This window comes from Acetobacter cerevisiae (assembly GCF_001580535.1).
Classification (GTDB): domain Bacteria; phylum Pseudomonadota; class Alphaproteobacteria; order Acetobacterales; family Acetobacteraceae; genus Acetobacter; species Acetobacter cerevisiae.
The window spans coordinates 23,416-39,208 of record NZ_LHZA01000140.1; the positions used below are offsets into that span (position 1 = coordinate 23,416).

At 59.4% G+C, this 15,793-nt stretch carries 13 protein-coding genes; 11 read left to right on the forward strand and 2 right to left on the reverse strand.

Annotation, left to right across the window (positions count from 1 at the left end; translation table 11 throughout):
* Window positions 1–142: 142 nt before the first annotated feature.
* The 6 genes from AD928_RS06885 (at window position 143) to AD928_RS06910 (ending at window position 5,948) form a co-directional block, all read left to right on the forward strand.
* A complete protein-coding gene (locus AD928_RS06885; protein ID WP_062249355.1) occupies window positions 143–1,240 on the forward strand; it encodes a branched-chain amino acid aminotransferase in 1,098 nt (365 codons plus the stop codon).
* A 199-nt stretch (window positions 1,241–1,439) separates the two neighbouring features.
* On the forward strand, window positions 1,440–2,747 hold the full coding sequence (locus AD928_RS06890) for a DUF1800 domain-containing protein (RefSeq protein ID WP_062249357.1): 1,308 nt from the start codon (window positions 1,440–1,442) through the stop codon (window positions 2,745–2,747).
* 3 nt (window positions 2,748–2,750) lie between these two features.
* Window positions 2,751–3,959, forward strand: coding sequence for a DUF1501 domain-containing protein (locus tag AD928_RS06895; protein WP_062249359.1), 1,209 nt, complete (start codon window positions 2,751–2,753; stop codon window positions 3,957–3,959).
* A 196-nt stretch (window positions 3,960–4,155) separates the two neighbouring features.
* Window positions 4,156–4,560 (forward strand): PadR family transcriptional regulator, encoded by a 405-nt coding sequence (locus tag AD928_RS06900; protein WP_062249361.1) that lies wholly within the window; start codon window positions 4,156–4,158, stop codon window positions 4,558–4,560.
* A complete protein-coding gene (locus AD928_RS06905; RefSeq protein WP_062249363.1) occupies window positions 4,557–5,129 on the forward strand; it encodes a DUF1700 domain-containing protein in 573 nt (190 codons plus the stop codon). Before AD928_RS06900 ends, AD928_RS06905 begins: the two co-directional genes overlap by 4 nt.
* 27 nt (window positions 5,130–5,156) lie before the next feature.
* Window positions 5,157–5,948, forward strand: a complete 792-nt coding sequence (locus tag AD928_RS06910; RefSeq protein WP_062249365.1) for a GIN domain-containing protein — start codon at window positions 5,157–5,159, stop codon at window positions 5,946–5,948.
* A 76-nt stretch (window positions 5,949–6,024) separates the two neighbouring features.
* Here AD928_RS06910 and AD928_RS06915 read toward each other — a convergent pair whose 3' ends face one another.
* A complete protein-coding gene (locus AD928_RS06915; RefSeq protein ID WP_062141754.1) occupies window positions 6,025–6,357 on the reverse strand; it encodes a DMT family transporter in 333 nt (110 codons plus the stop codon).
* Between the two features lie 254 nt (window positions 6,358–6,611).
* Between AD928_RS06915 and AD928_RS06920 the strand changes: the two genes are divergently transcribed.
* The 5 genes from AD928_RS06920 to AD928_RS06940 all read left to right on the forward strand — a co-directional run bounded on the left by AD928_RS06920 (window position 6,612) and on the right by AD928_RS06940 (window position 14,510).
* Window positions 6,612–8,027: a TolC family protein gene (locus AD928_RS06920; RefSeq protein WP_233419994.1), complete on the forward strand. Its 1,416-nt coding sequence runs from the start codon at window positions 6,612–6,614 to the stop codon at window positions 8,025–8,027.
* Window positions 8,028–8,122: 95 nt separating this feature from the next.
* Window positions 8,123–9,283: an efflux RND transporter periplasmic adaptor subunit gene (locus AD928_RS06925; RefSeq protein ID WP_062249366.1), complete on the forward strand. Its 1,161-nt coding sequence runs from the start codon at window positions 8,123–8,125 to the stop codon at window positions 9,281–9,283.
* Entirely contained in the window at window positions 9,273–12,389 is a 3,117-nt protein-coding gene (locus AD928_RS06930) for an efflux RND transporter permease subunit (RefSeq protein ID WP_062249373.1), read from the forward strand. Before AD928_RS06925 ends, AD928_RS06930 begins: the two co-directional genes overlap by 11 nt.
* Window positions 12,364–13,032: a response regulator transcription factor gene (locus AD928_RS06935; protein ID WP_062249375.1), complete on the forward strand. Its 669-nt coding sequence runs from the start codon at window positions 12,364–12,366 to the stop codon at window positions 13,030–13,032. The genes AD928_RS06930 and AD928_RS06935 overlap by 26 nt, the downstream gene beginning before the upstream one ends.
* Window positions 13,029–14,510: a sensor histidine kinase gene (locus AD928_RS06940; RefSeq protein WP_062249376.1), complete on the forward strand. Its 1,482-nt coding sequence runs from the start codon at window positions 13,029–13,031 to the stop codon at window positions 14,508–14,510. The genes AD928_RS06935 and AD928_RS06940 overlap by 4 nt, the downstream gene beginning before the upstream one ends.
* Before the next feature lie 11 nt (window positions 14,511–14,521).
* Here the strand turns inward: AD928_RS06940 and serS are convergent, their stop codons facing one another.
* Window positions 14,522–15,790: a serine--tRNA ligase gene (gene serS / locus AD928_RS06945; RefSeq protein WP_062249378.1), complete on the reverse strand. Its 1,269-nt coding sequence runs from the start codon at window positions 15,788–15,790 to the stop codon at window positions 14,522–14,524.
* Window positions 15,791–15,793 lie beyond the last annotated feature (3 nt).

Sequence of the window (15,793 nt, forward strand, 5' to 3'; positions counted from 1 at the left end):
AAGCGTGAAGCTGATATGGGGACGATGGCCCTGCTCTGGCAACACACTTATGATCATGTTATTTAACCGCCACCATCGCAACAAACCCTGTCAATGCAGGCACAGACACACTGCACAGCAGGCCGCGGAGACGCCAGACGTTATGAGCACCCCTACCAAGACCGCTTTCCAGATTACGCCAAAAGCCGACCGGGTCTCCCCGGAAGAGCGGGCCGCCCTGCTTGCCAACCCCGGTTTTGGCCGCGTCTTTTCCGAACATATGGCCGTTGTCACCTACACGGAAGGCAAGGGCTGGCACACGCCGCAAATCCTGCCGCGCGGGCCGCTGACGCTGGACCCGGCTGCCTCTGTCCTGCACTACGCGCAGGAAATTTTTGAAGGCATGAAGGCTTACCGCGCCCCCAATGGTGAAGCCCTGCTGTTCCGCCCGGATGCCAACGCCCGCCGCTTCCGCCATTCTGCTGAACGTATGGCCATGGCACAGGTGCCGGAAGAGCTGTTTCTGGATGCCGTGACGCAGCTCGTCACCATCGACAAGGACTGGATTCCGGCGGCTGACGTTGGCACGCTGTATATCCGCCCCTTCATGATTGCGACGGAAGCTGCTCTGGGTGTGAAACCTGCTTCTGAGTTCAAATTTCTGGTGATTGCCTGCGCAGCCGGGGAATATTTCTCCAAGGATGCCGGCCCGGTGAGCGTGTGGGTGGAAGAACGCACGGTACGCGCCTCCCGCGGTGGCACGGGTGAAGCCAAATGCGGTGGCAACTATGCAGCCAGCCTCACAGCCCAGATGGAAGCCAAGGAAAATGGCTGCCATCAGGTGCTGTTCCTGGATGCGGTTGAACGCAAATGGATTGAGGAAATGGGTGGTATGAACATCGTGATGGTGTTTGATGACGGCACCATCCTCACGCCCCCGCTGGAAGGCACCATTCTGCGCGGCATTACGCGGGATTCCCTGCTGACGCTGGCGCGGGACAAAGGCCTGACGGTGCGTGAAGAACCCTATGCGATTGACCAGCTTTACGCCGATGCCAAATCCGGCCACCTGAAAGAAGTCTTTGCCTGTGGCACGGCTGCGGTTGTGACACCCATCGGCACGCTGAAAAGCGCTGAAGGCACCTGCGTGATCAATGAGGGCAAAACCGGCGAGGTCACCACGGCCCTTCGTAAAGCCCTGTGCGACATCCAGTATGGCCGCGCGGATGACGCGCATGACTGGGTGAAGCAGGTTTCCTGAATTTCCGCTTCTTAACTGCGCGTTTTTTAATCCCGCCCGGTACGTTTTGTCCGGGCGGGATTTTTTATGAGGGCGCGTCCTTCACTCTCTCCACTCGTCTCGGAACGAACGGGCATCCCTGTCCAGATTTTGCCACATAAAGCGAGCAACCTTTCAATAAGTCCAGCAGTTCCCACTCACGGGACATCGTGAGGATGTCATGCGACTTGTCAGTGCAATCAACAGGTTTGGCTGGGGTCAGCGAGACGACACGCTCGCAGAGGCGTCGCTCCATGACTGGCTTTCACGTCAGTTAGGCCAGCCTGATACAGCGGTCTTTAGAAATGTTGGGCCATGTTCGGAGGGTCTCATTGCCCTGCGGGAACAGCGCCGCACCAAAATGCAGGGCGACCCGCTGGTCACTCCAATTTTTCAGGCAGAAGTCGCCGCTCAACTGGATAACCTGCTTCTGACGGAACAGCCTTTCCGGGAACGGCTGGCGTGGTTCTGGCTCAACCATTTTACGGTCAGCCTTCGTCAGGGCAGCACAAAAGCCGTGCTTGGCGCGTATATGCGTGAAGCAATCCGCCCACATGTCACCAGCCGCTTTTCGGATATGTTGCTTGCCGTCATGCGGCACCCCGCCATGCTGATGTATCTGGACAATGCGTCTTCCATTGGTCCCAACAGTCCGGCGGGGCGCAAAAGCCATCATGGCCTGAACGAAAATCTCGCCCGGGAATGTCTGGAGCTGCACACGGTCTCTCCTGCCGCAGGCTATAGCCAGACTGACGTGACATCCTTCGCCGCGATCCTGACGGGCTGGAGTATCGACATGAAAGCCGAACAGCCCGGCTTTGTATTTCGGGAAAAAGCGCATGAACCGGGTGAGAAAACCGTCATGGGCCAGACATTTCCCGAAGGCGAGGACGGCGGCTTACAGGCTTTGCATTTTCTGGGCACTCATCCTGCAACGTACCGACATATAGCCACCCAGATGGTCGGACACTTTATTTCTGATACGCCTGCGCAGCAGGATATCAGCCACATTGCCGCGGTGCTCCAGAGCAGTGAAGGAGACCTGCGGGAAGCGTCTCTGGCTCTTGCAACGCTGCACGATGCCAACCGGACAGGCAGCAAATTCCGCTCCCCCATGGACTATGCCACCGCCGTTCTCCGCGCCCTCTCATTCGGCGGAGAACCCAGTCAGCCAGCCGATCCGCATTCTCCCGCGCATGTGCTTTACGCAGCCTTTGCCTCTCTCGGCCAACCGTTATGGAAAGCCCCGTTACCCAATGGCTGGAGTGACAACGCGGCAGAATGGAGCGCGCCTGCGGACATGCTGGCCCGTACGGACTGGGCATGGAGAATGGCCGCCCATGCCCGGAATGCAGACCCAATGGAGATTGCCCATATCGCCCTTGGCCAGGCGCTGCGCCCCCGGACAGAACTTGCCATGCATCACGCTGGTTCCCGTCAGGACGCGCTGGCCCTGCTTTTTTCTTCACCCGAATTCCAGAGGCGTTGACCCATGATGATCCATCGTCGCACTGCCCTGCTGGGTCTGGCTGCAAGCTGGACACTCGGGCGTTCCTCTCTTGCTTTTGCCGGTCCTGCCGGTGGGCCGGACGACCCACGCCTTGTGGTTATTCTTCTTCGCGGCGCACTGGATGGCCTCTCGGCTGTCACACCGTATGGAGATGCTGACCTCAAAACACATCGGCGGGACCTTGTTCTTCCTGAACCCGGGCAGGAGGGTGGCCTTCTGGATCTTGGGGGGTTTTATGGGCTGCATCCTTCTCTTCAGACACTTCACACCCTTTATCGCGAAGGACAGATGCTGCCTGTCTACGCCGTAGCTGGGCATTATCGCAGCCGCTCCCATTTTGAAGCACAGGACTATCTGGAAAGCGGTGCAGATAACCGCCTGAGCAGCGGCTGGCTGAACCGCGCTGTTGCAAGCCTTCAGGGTAAAACAAACAGGCCTGATGGATATGGGCTGGCCATGGGGCTGACTATTCCTCTTCTGTTACGTGGAACGGCCCGGGTTGGAAGTTATGCGCCAGCAGGAAGCCAGCACCCCAGCGAAGATCTTTATCATCAGATTTCTGCTCTGAACGCTTCCGACCCGGTTACAGGACCTGCTTTCAAAAATGCTCTCAGAGCACGTGGCTTTTCAGACGCGGCCATGACGGGGATGCCAACATCTTCCTCGCTCGACAAGCTCCACAAACCCGACGCCTTTACCCAGCTTTCAACGGCCGCAGGACAGATGCTGTCCACCCTTCATGGCCCTCGGATTGCCGCCCTGGAAATCGGGGGATGGGATACGCATGCGGCGCAGCTTGGCCGTTTGGGAAGCCCTCTTGCCCAGCTGGATCGCGGGATTAATGCGTTGCATCAAAGTCTGGGGGAGAACTGGAAACATACGGTCGTGCTTGCCATGACAGAATTTGGCAGAACCGTACGAATGAACGGAACAGGTGGCACGGACCATGGCACCGGCACAGTCACCTTTCTGGCCGGAGGGGCCGTCGCGGGCGGCAAGGTTGGAGGAACATGGCCGGGCCTGCGCCCCAGCCAGCTTTTTGAAAACAGGGACCTCAGCCCCACAACAGACCTGCGCGCCGTTGCGGCAGGTGTTCTCTGCGATCATCTCCACCTGTCCCCACAGGCCATTGCAACGGTGTTCCCCGGCCCGAGAACAGAGCCCATGAAAGGCCTGATTGCCTCGGCCTGAAGGGGCTTCTTTCAGATGACTGATCCGAAGCTGGCTCAGGGCGTCATGCGAACCCTGAGGCTGGAGAAAACTTTTCATAAACCACTACCTTGCAATAAATGGTTCTGGTTTGTATTGAATAGCTATCGACAGCCACCAGCGAGTCGTCTGCGTCTGCCAAACGCCGGCAGCAGGCCCCTCCGGAACAGGAAAAACCGTGGAACCCAACCTTGTTCAGTTCAAGAAAGGCGTGCTGGAGCTGTGTGTGCTTGCCCTTCTCTCCCGGGCGGACTCATACGGTTATGACATTGCCAGCCGCTTGTCTGAGGCCATTGATATGGGGGAAGGCACCATCTATCCGCTCATGCGGCGGATGCAGAAAGATGGTCTTGTCTCAACCTATTTTGTGGAATCATCCTCAGGGCCGCCCCGTAAATATTATGCGCTGACAGAACATGGCCGCCAGAGCCTGAACAGCCAGCGCACGGCGTGGACTGCCTTCACAAAAGCCGTCCACGCCATTCTGGGGTCTGACGACACAGCACCCGCCGCTTCCACCGAACCCTCTCCTCCCCCCACCACTCTGACGGTGCAGAAAACCGTAAGGAACACAAAGGCATGAACAGCAGACAGATGTTCCTGGACCAGTTGCGCGCAGGATTGAAAGGCCTGCCGCGCTCTGTTGTTGAGGATATTCTTGCCGAATATACCGCGCATTTTGACGAAGGTCGTGCTGCCGGTCGTTCTGACGGTGAGATTGCCGCAGCACTAGGTGACCCGGGCCGGCTGGCGCGGGAAGTCCGGGCCGAAACCGGGGTGCGGCGGTGGGAAGATGAACGGAGCCTGAGCAACGCGCTGGGCGCGATTGTGGGTATCCTTGGGCTCGCAGCACTCGATCTTCTGGTCGTCCTCCCTGTGCTGATGACGATAGGCTCCGTGGACCTCGCGTTTTTCATTGTGGGGATCTGCATCTGTCTGGCAGGCAGCCTGATGCTGCCTTTCGCGCTGATTAACATACTGCCGGGGTTTGATGGAGACTGGCTTCAGGGCCTGCTGATCAGCCTTGGCATGGCCAGTGGCGGGGCTTCGATTGTGGCGGTGTGTGCCCTGTTTACCATCGGCACGCTTAATCTGCTCATCCGCTATGGCCGCGCCCATTACCGCCTGATTGCCAAAGCCAATCCCTCCTGATCCGCCTGCTCTTCAAGGAATTTCATCATGATCCGTGGCATTACAATGATCGCGCTGGGTGGCGCAGCCCTTTCCGCTCTTTGCTTTGGTGCGGCAGCATCCCGCGGGCCGGTCCTCTTCCCGGCAACAAAATGGACCGTTGACTGGACGGACACCGGAGCCGCAGGCCCAACCCAGACGCGCACGCTGGACTGGCAGGGCAGCAACGCCCTGACCCTCAATCTTCCTGCTCAGATTATCTACAAGCAGGGAGACAAACCCGGCATAACCGTCAGTGGGTCGGAAAAACTGGTAGAGCGTGTCACCCTGAAGGATAACACGCTGGATATGGCAGAAAATAAAAGTCACCATGTCCATTGGCGGAGTAGTTCACTGATCGTCACCATTACGGCCCCGGCTCTGAATACACTCACACTGAACGGGTTTGGCTCTCTGGATTTGCAGAATTACCAGCAGCCGCATCTGGACCTCACCATCAATGGGGCTGCCAGCGTGAAAGCCCATGGCCATACAGACAGTCTCAAACTGGTCATTGATGGTGCAGCCTCTGTCAATCTGTCCGACATGACGCTCTCTGACCTTGATCTCTCCATGGACGGGGCCGGGTCTGTCAAAGCCGGACCGACGGGGCGCGTTAAAGTATCCATAGATGGGGCGGGGTCCGTAAAACTCACCAACACGCCGCAATCTCTGACACAGCAGGTCGACGGGATTGGCTCGGTCTCACTCCCGCACGCCACAGCAAAACCTGCGTCCAAAACCGCTCCGCAGTCCAATAAGGACAGTGACGGCGGGGAGAATGAAGATTTGTCTTTCTAAGAACAGAAGGCATCTGTGCATCACGACGCAACAGGCTGGCACCCGGTGTCAGCCTGTTTTTTTATGGCCTGTGGGTTCAGACAGACTTTGAGAGCAGGTTGATCACCAGCACCCCGGCCATGATCAGCGCAATACCTGCAAGAGCTGGCAGGTCCAGTGACTGTTTGAAAACCGTCGCGCCGATAAGGGACACCAGCACGATCCCTACACCGGACCAGATGGCATAAACCACCCCGACCGGAATGGTCTTAATGGGGAGGGACAGAAAATAGAACGCCACCCCATATCCCAGCAGACTGATGATACCGGGCAGGCGTTTTTCAAAACCATGCGACGCGGTCAGGCAGGAGGTTGCAAACACCTCGGCAACAATGGCAACTGCCAGATAGAGATAAGGTTTACCGGGCACGCGTGACCTCACCAGACAAAGAAGAAAAAGCGCACAACGCGCCGTGCGAACCCTGCCAGACAGCAGGGAAAACAGGCAAGAGCATAGCCTGAAAGGAATGCGCCTCTCACGGCGTGTTCAGCTTCCTGTCAGGTTCAGGCTCTATGCAGGAGTTCCTCCTCGCCTGGCGCGTACCATGCCAGAGGGAAAAACCATGTTCAGACCAGGGTGTATGGTAGTTGATGAAGCCCTCTCGCTGTTGCTTAGTTTTGCTGATGGCACTCAGCATTCCGTATCCGGCCTTTGCTCAGAGTGTTTCCTCCTCACTCAGCGCGGACACATCCCCACGTGACCGCCTCTCCTTCCCCGATGCCCTTGCCATGGCATGGGCGCAGGACCCGCTCCGTTCGGAACTAGGCACCAACCGCCGCTCTGCCGAATCCCGGGCCAGAGCTGCCGGAAGCTGGTTTGCCGGCGGCCCGTCCCTCTCCGGTTCCTATTTTGATGACCACGCCGTAGGCTCCAACCTTGGCTATACAACTTATGAAGGCGGCGTGAGTGTACCGCTTTGGCTGCCGGGGCAAGGCAACGCCACCCGTAAGCTGGCCCGTGCTGATGCAGAGGCCGCCGCTGAACGGAGCAGTGCTGAGCATATGGCTCTTGCCGTCCGCCTTCTGGATGCGTCCGCCGCCGTCCTGTTGGCGCACAAACGCGTCGCCACCACGCAGGCACTGTCCAGCGCTGCCGCACGCCTGAGTGCCAATGTCGCCCGCGCAGCCCACACGGGCGAGATGACACAGGCCGACCAGCAGATGGCGGAAGCCGCCCTCGCCTCTGCCCAGACGGACGCTGCCATGGCGCAGGAAGAAGCCCAGACGGCTACCGCCGGACTGGTCGCCTTGCTAGGGTCTCCGGTGGCGCCCGACCTTCTGGCCTTTTCCGCACCACAAAGCGCTGAGCAGAAACTTGTGGCCCACACAGTGGAAGACAATGACCCGCGAATACGGACAGCGCAGAAAGAAACCGCCGCTGCCCGTGCCGATCTGGTTCTGGCCCGTCGTTCCTTCATGCCCAACCCGGAGATTGGCGTCGGGGCGATTCATGAAAAACAATATGGCAGCCCGTGGGATAACCGGGTGGGGGTGAACTTCACCATGCCTCTGCCCAGTGCCGTGCATAATGCGCCCCTGCTGGCCGAAGCCCGCAACCGCGTGGCAGCCGCAGAAACGCAGGAGACGCTGGCCCGCCGCATGGTGCGGCAGGAACTGGTGCAAATCCGCGCTCGCCTCGCATCCGCCTCTGCGGCGCTCAAAAGTGCACAGACCGCCGCCCAGCAACTGGACCGCCGCGCGGATCTGATGGAACGCTCATGGAAGTTGCAGGAAAACTCGCTGGATGATGCGCTCCGAGCAAGACAGGCGGCCTATACAGCTGATCTGGTGAGAGATCGGGCGGAAATCCTCTGGCACAGCGCCATTCTTCGCGCCCTGATTGCAGCCGGCGCGATACCCGGGCTTGAGCAAACCCCTTCCGCACTGCCCCGGCAACCTTCCGCACTGGTTGTGCCTACAACAGCAGAAACCGACAGCATGAATGATGCCGCCCCTCCGCACACACGGCAACCGGGGGAAGCGCTCCGTATCCCGGAGATGGTCTCCTCTCCCCGCAGCAGTGGCGCACCAATGCCATGAGCAGGCATCCGCATACTCCCCGCACCCATGTTCCTGCCACAAGAACATCCCTGTTTTACAGCAGATCCTTTTTTCAAAAACCGAAATTTTTACACATGAAATTTCTTGCTGCTGTTCTGCTCGGCCTGACAGTTGTTCCCGTGCCTGCTCTGGCAGAAGGCACACCTCTGCCGCCCCTCACCCTCTCTGCTGAGGCCATCAGGAACGAGGGGATTCATATAGCCCCTGTCACGCAGGGCACGCTGGCGCATATGCTGCCCGCCATGGCCCGTGTGCTGCCGGATACAACGCGCACCGTCACGCTTCATACCGCAGGCGATGGGAAAGTGCTTTCTGTGCTCGTATTGCCGGGGCAGACGGTAAAAGCGGGCCAGCCTTTGCTGACGTATCAGAACCACACACTGCATCTGGCCCGCCTGCAGAACGCCCAGACACGGGCCGCCCTTGCCGCCGCCAGCGCAGACCGCGCCAATGCTGCGGCGGCGTATGATCGGGCGCGCGCACTGGCTGGCACGACCGTCTCTATTGGGGAAATGCGCCGCCGGCTGGCTGTGCTGAAAGAAACACAGAACACCGTTGCGACCCATGAAGCGGAACTGGGCGTGCTGGCCCACCGCCTGCAGGAAGAATACACCTCGCCTACGGAAACACATGGTTCGGATGAAACCTCGACCATCATTTCCCCTCTGGATGGAACAGTCACGCAGGTTGAGACAGCAGTCGCTGCGGATGTCGCCCCACCCGTGCCGCTGCTGACTGTCAGTGACACCGCCCATGTCTGGGTTGTTTCAGACGTGCCTCCACAGGATGCGCAACGCATTGTGCCGGGCGGCAGACAGGAGACCTTTTTCGCACCCTCAGGTGACACACTACAGTCCCCGCCCCTGCTCTCCACCATTGAAACCATTGATACCGCGACCGACCCGACAAGCGGGCTGGTGCGGGTCCTCAGCCGCGTTGCCAATCCTGCCGGACAGTTGCGCCCCGGAACAATGCTGAACAGCCTTTTGCAAACGACACAGACAGGCTCCGGCCTTATTGTGCCGGCGCAGGCTGTTCAGACTCTTGGAGACCAGACTGTCGTTTTTGTGCAAACCGCGCCAGACCATTTTCAGCCGACCCCCGTGCGCATCGGCATGGAGGAAAATGACAAAACTCTTATTCTCTCAGGCCTGAAAAATGGCGATCAGATTGTAAGTGATGGCAGTCTGGCGCTGAAAGCCATGGTGCTTCTGCCCGGTATGGATGCGGACTAAGCCCGTGCGAACATTTTTTGAAAAACTGAATCAGGCCCGCTTTCTGCTGCTGGCCTTTCTGGTTCTGCTCATGGCGGGAGGCTGTGTCGTTTTGTCGGGCCTGCCGGTGGAGGCTGTGCCGGACATCTCCCCTCAACAGGTTCTGGTCTCTGCCGTAGCGCCCGGTCTGGCGACGGAAGAAGTTGAAAAACTGATTACCTTTCCTGTGGAAAGCAGCATGGCGGGTATTCCGGGCGTGAAGGATTTACGCTCAGTCTCCCGCTCCGGGGTCTCGGTTGTTTATGTTCAGTTTGAGGATGGCTCCGACATCAATCTGGACCGCACCCGTGTGAACGAACGCATGGCGCAGGCCCGCACGCTGCTGAGCGTGCCCGGTGTCACCCTGAACATGGGACCGCTAACCACCGGCATGGGGGAAATTTTCCAGTTCCAACTCAAAGGCCCTGGCCTGTCACTGATGGACCTTAACCGCCTGATGAACTGGACCGTATCCCCGCAACTCAAGCTGGTGCCGGGTGTAGCGGAGGTCAATATTGGCGGCGGTGCTGAAGAAACGTGGGAGGTCACGCTCGACCCTACCCGTCTGCTCGCTTATGGCCTCTCCGTAGGCGATGTATATCGCGCCATAGATACCAGCAACGCGGCTGCGGGCGGCGGCTGGATTGAGCATCATGCCGAACAGCAGGTTGTCGCCGGACGTGGACTTCTGCGCTCCCTTAAGGATTTTGGGGCGATTACCGTCAAAACCGGACCGGGAGGCACCGCCATACGCCTGCGGGATCTGGGCCGCATTAACACAGGACCACGCACCCGTCTGGGAGCCGTGACGCGTGACGGAAAAGGGGAAATCGTCACCGGCGTTGTGATGATGGAAAAAGGCGCAAGTTCCGATGCCACGCTGGCGGGCATCCGGGCGGCTTTGCCTGCCATCACGCAATCCCTCCCTGCGGGTGTAACGCTGGCCCCTTATTACAACCGCGCCATGCTCACCAACCGCACCATTGCGACGGTGCGGGAAAATCTTCTTATTGGCGCAGCACTTGTTGTGGCCGTGCTGCTTGCGGTTATTGGCAATTTGCGGGCATCGCTGCTGATTGCGTCCGTTATTCCATTCGCGCTGGTCTGCGCCATGACGGGCATGCAGGTATTTGGCATTTCTGCCAATCTGCTCAGTCTGGGCGCCATTGATTTCGGCATGATTGTGGATAGCTCTCTGGTGGTCGTGGAGCATGTCCTCAGCCGTCGGCTGAAGGAACCAAATCTGCCATTTGGAACATTGGTGCGTTCTTCCGCAGAACAGATTGTCCGGCCAGTCAGTTTTGCCATTCTGGTCATCATCATGGTCTATCTGCCTGTGCTGACGCTGGAAGGCATTGAGGGCCGGATGTTCCGACCCATGGCGCAAACCGTCATCATGGCGCTGGCGGCCTCCCTCCTCTACTGTCTGGTATGGATCCCCATCCTGTGCGTTTCCGTGCTGCGGAACACGCATGTGCCGCATGAAACCCGGCTGATGGCATGGTTACGCAGGCATTATCTGCCCCTCTTCTCACGCTGTGTGCGCAGGCCGCGGCTGCTTGTTGGCGGCAGTCTTGGCGTATGCCTTCTGGCCGCCGGTCTGGCCATGCCACTGGGCAGCGAGTTTGTGCCCCAGCTGGAAGAAGGCGCGCTGACGCTTACAGCCACGCGACTGCCCAGCACCGCACTGCAAACCGTTCTGGGGTCCGTCCGGCAACAGGAACGGCTGATCAAAAGCTTTCCGGAAGTAGAGACAGTCGTCAGCAACACCGGCACAGGCGCGATCCCGACGGACCCGATGGGACAGAACGAAACCGACAGCTTTATTTTGCTTAAGGAACCTCGTACCGGGCGCTCTCAGGCAGAGCTGGTCGCCGCCATGAACAAGACCCTACAGGAGAACCTGCCCGATGCCCTCTATTCCTGGAGCCAGCCTGTGCAGATGCGGATGGATGATCTGCTCTCCGGCGTGCGCACCCAGATCGCCGTGTCTGTTTACGGGGATGATCTGCCAACGCTCTCCCGCCTGAGCGAGCAGGTTGTTAAAGCCCTCAACAGTGTGCGGGGGGCTGCTGATGTGATGGCAGCGGATGAGGGCACAATTCCGTTCCTGCATATCGACGTCAACCGGGAAAACGCAGGCCGACTGAACGTGCGCGTGCAGGATATTCTGGATCTGGTGGAAGCCATCGGGGGCCATATCGGGCGACCTACAACGGCCAACAATGCCATTATCGCCACACAGGCCCAGCTGGACCCGGCACAAACACGTACCCTTGCCGCAATTGGTGCCCTGCGCGTGCCACAGGCGGACGGGCGCGGGACTGTCCTGCTCTCTCAGGTCGCGGATATTCGGCAGCAGGATGCTCCGCCACGCATTAGCCGGGACGGCATCCGTCGACGTGTGATCATTCAGGCCAATGTGCGCGGCCGGGATCTGGCTTCTTACGTCACCGAAGCCCAGAAGGCTGTGCAACGCACCGTCACCCTCCCGCATGGCTATACTATCCGCTGGGATGGACAGTTCCGAAACCTTCAGTCTGCCTCAAAAAGGCTGGGTATTGTTGTGCCTGTCGCCCTCACGCTGATTTTCCTGCTGCTCGTTGCGGCCCTTGGCACCGTGCGACTGGCCCTTCTGGTGTTCTGCAATCTGCCTCTGGCCGCCTCTGGGGGGATTTTTGCGCTGGTACTGCGCGGGCTTCCCTTCAGCATTTCTGCCGGTATCGGGTTTATTGCGCTCTTTGGCGTCGCGGTGCTGAATGGCGTGGTGCTGGTCAGCACCGCCGAGCAGATCCGCCGCCGGGGCGTGGGGGCGGCCCGCGCCGGATTCACAGCCGCCAGAGAACGCTTCCGGCCTGTCATGGCCACGGCCCTCGTCGCCAGTCTGGGCTTTTTCCCCATGGCGTTTTCCGCCTCTGCCGGGGCGGAAGTGGAGCGCCCGCTGGCCAGTGTGGTGATTGGCGGGCTGGTAACCTCCACCCTGCTCACATTGTTTGTTTTGCCTCTGCTCTATGCGCGTTTTATGAAACAGAAGACCCGCCCAAAAGAGGACACTGAGCCGCATGCGTATCCTGATTATGGAAGATGAACCCCATCTTGGTGCTGCCGTGCAGGAACGGGTAAGGCAGGCGGGACATACGGTGGACTGGTTTACCACGCTGGAAGATGGCCGCGCCGCTCTGGCGACTGTGCAGTATGATGTGCTGCTGCTTGACCTTGGTCTGCCTGATGGCAGCGGCCGCACCCTGCTGCGGGAAATCCGCCAGAGCAGCTCCCCTCTGGCCGTGCTGATTACCACGGCGGAAGATCAGGTGAGCGACCGCATTGCCGGTTTGTCCGACGGGGCCGATGATTATCTGGCCAAACCATATGATCTGGATGAACTGGTCGCCCGGATTGCCGCCGTGGGCCGCCGCTACCGCCCGCTGGTCGATAACCGGCTGAAAGTGGGCGATATCGACATTGATCTGGAACGCTTGCGCCTGACGCGGGACGGACAGGTGATTGACCTGACAGCGCGGGAATGGGCACTGGTAGAGCTGCTGGCCCGCCGCCCGGGTGCAATCTGCTCGCGTGAGCGGATAGAAGATGCGCTGTATAATCTGGGAGAAGAAGTTGGCAGTAATACCATAGAAGTCTTCGTCAGCCGCGTACGCAAAAAACTGGGCGCGGACATTATCCGCACCGTACGCGGACGCGGCTACTGCCTTGAGCAACCAGCAGCTTCATGACCTCGTCCCCGGACAAACCTGTACGCCCCTGGCGGCTGGCAACGCGGCTGATCCGTGGGGTAACGGGGGTGGTGATTGGTTGTCTTGCGATTGTCACTCTGATGACAGCCGGCTTTACAAAATACGAGATTACAGAACGCCTGGATGACTCCCTGCAGGAAGTAGGAGAGCGGCTGCAATTTGCCGTTCTGGCCCTGAACCAGCAGGGGCCGGGGCATGATGTGGCGCATCTGTCCGATATCAAACCCACATCGCTGGCCTATCAGATTACGGATACCGCAGGCCATGTCCTGCTACGATCTTCCAATGCACCCGCAGTCCGTTTTTCCGTACCGCTTTCCAGCGGGTTTTACATGCTGCCGCAGTTCCGTGTGTATGTAACACCCGCTGCGCAGGTGGACCGCTTTATTCTGGTGGGGGAACCCCGCCTGCATCGCACACAGGCCACAAATAAAGCCATTCTGATTGCCGTGCTGCCCATTATTGGCTCGGTGCCCTGCATCTGGCTTCTGGTCATCTGGATTGTGCGCCGGGGGCTGCGGCCGCTGGTCCGCCTGCAGGATGAAATCCGGGAACGAGGCAGCGGCAACCTCAAACCGGTGCCGGAACTAGCTTTGCCAGTTGAACTCTCCACCATTCAGGTCGCCGTCAATTCTCTTTTAGAGCGTTTACAAAAAGCGCTTTCTGCAGAACGCGCTTTTGCCGCCAATGCGGCGCATGAACTCCGCAACCCGATTGCCGCCCTGCTGGCACAGGCGCAGATGCTGCGTTCCACAGCCTTACGCAAACCCTCTGGCGCTGCCAATGCAAACCCAGAAAGTGATGCTGCTCAGGATGCTGCAAATACCAGGCAACGGCTGGATGCACTCATCAGCCAGATCCATCGCCTGAGCCGAACAGTTGAAAAACTGCTGCAACTATCACGCGCTGTTGCAGGCACGGCGTTGCGGCGAGATCAGTTTGACCTGCTTCCCGTGCTGCATGTAGTAGCGGATGAACTGGACCGGCCTGACCACGCCTGCCCACGCATTGTGATTGAAACGGGTGACCTGACACAGCTGGATGTTCTGGGGGATCTGGATGCAGCAGGCATCCTGTTCCGCAATCTGCTGGAAAATGCTTTACGCCATAACCCGCAGGGGTCTGCCGTGCAGGTGCATGTCACCGCCAGCTCCGCTCTTCCGGCGTGCTGTGTGGCTGACACCTCGGCTGCTGATCAGGCACAAGCCTATGAACACAGCGCCTGCGTCACGATTCAAAACACCTGCCCGCCTCTCGGCCCGGATCTGCTCAATCGTCTGACGGACCCGTTTGTGCGCGGCAATCCCAGCACGGAAGGCAGCGGGCTGGGGCTGGCCATTGCACGGACAATCGCCCGGCAAATGGCCATTCGGATGGACTTATTTTCTCCCATCCCCGGACAGAACGATGGGTTTATGGTGCAACTGACATTCCAGAAAGCCCCTCCCCGCGCCTGACAGAAAGGCCTCTAGCCAATCCGTTCCAGGCCGCCCATGTAAGGCCGCAGGACGTCTGGCACCGTGATGGAACCATCTTCATTCTGACCGTTTTCCATCACTGCAATCAACGTACGCCCGACTGCCAGACCAGAACCGTTCAGCGTGTGCACAAACACCGGCGCACCACCGCCCTGCGGGCGGAAACGGGCATTCATGCGGCGTGCCTGAAAATCGCGCGTGTTGGAGCAGGACGAAATTTCACGCCATGCTGCCTGACCCGGCAGCCATGCTTCCAGATCAAACGTCTTAGCGGCCCCAAACCCGGTATCGCCCGCACACAGCAGCACCCGGCGATACGGCACGCCCAGCTTTTCCAGAATTTTTTCAGCACAGCGCGTCATGCGCTCATGCTCTGCTTCACTCTCTTCGGGCGTGGTGACGGACACCATTTCCACTTTTTCAAACTGGTGCTGGCGCAGCATGCCGCGCACGTCACGCCCGGCAGACCCGGCCTCACTGCGGAAGCACTGGCTCAGCGCCGTCATCCGGCGGGGCAGCGTGAGAGCATCCAGAATGTCGCCCGTGACAGAGGCCGTCAGCGGGACTTCTGCCGTGGGGATCAGCCAGCGGCCATCTTCTGTGCGGAAAGACTGATCGGCAAACTTGGGCAGCTTATCCGTGCCATACATGGCAGCATCATTCACCAGCACCGGCACCTGTGTTTCTTCGTAGCCGTTCTCATCCGTATGCTGATCCAGCATGAACTGGCCCAGTGCACGGGCCATACGAGCCAGTGCACCACGCAGCACCACAAACCGGGCACCGGAAAGTTTGGAGGCCATGGCAAAGTCCATCAGGCCCAGCGCTTCCCCCAGCTCAAAATGCTGGCGTGCCGTAAAGCTGAACTCACGCGGCGTGCCCCAGACATGCTGGACCACATTCGCCGTTTCATCCGGGCCTTCAGGCACGGAGGGGTCAAGCCGGTTGGGCAGGCTGGCCAGAATTTCAGCGCTCTGGCCTTCCAGATCGGCCACACGCCGTTCCAGTATTTCCATCTCGGCACGGATCTCAATGCCTTCGGCTTCCAGCGCGCTGCTATCACCACCGGTGCGCTTCATACCGCCAATTTCACGCGCCAGCGCCTTCCGGCGGGCCTGTTTTTCCTGCAGGGCCGTCTGCGCCTGACGCCGTTCTTCATCCCATGAGACAAGCTTCTGCGCGACAGGGTCGATCCCGCGGCGGGCGAGATCGGCATCAAAAGCGGCAGGGTCTGCGCGCAGAGCGCGGATATCATGCATGGA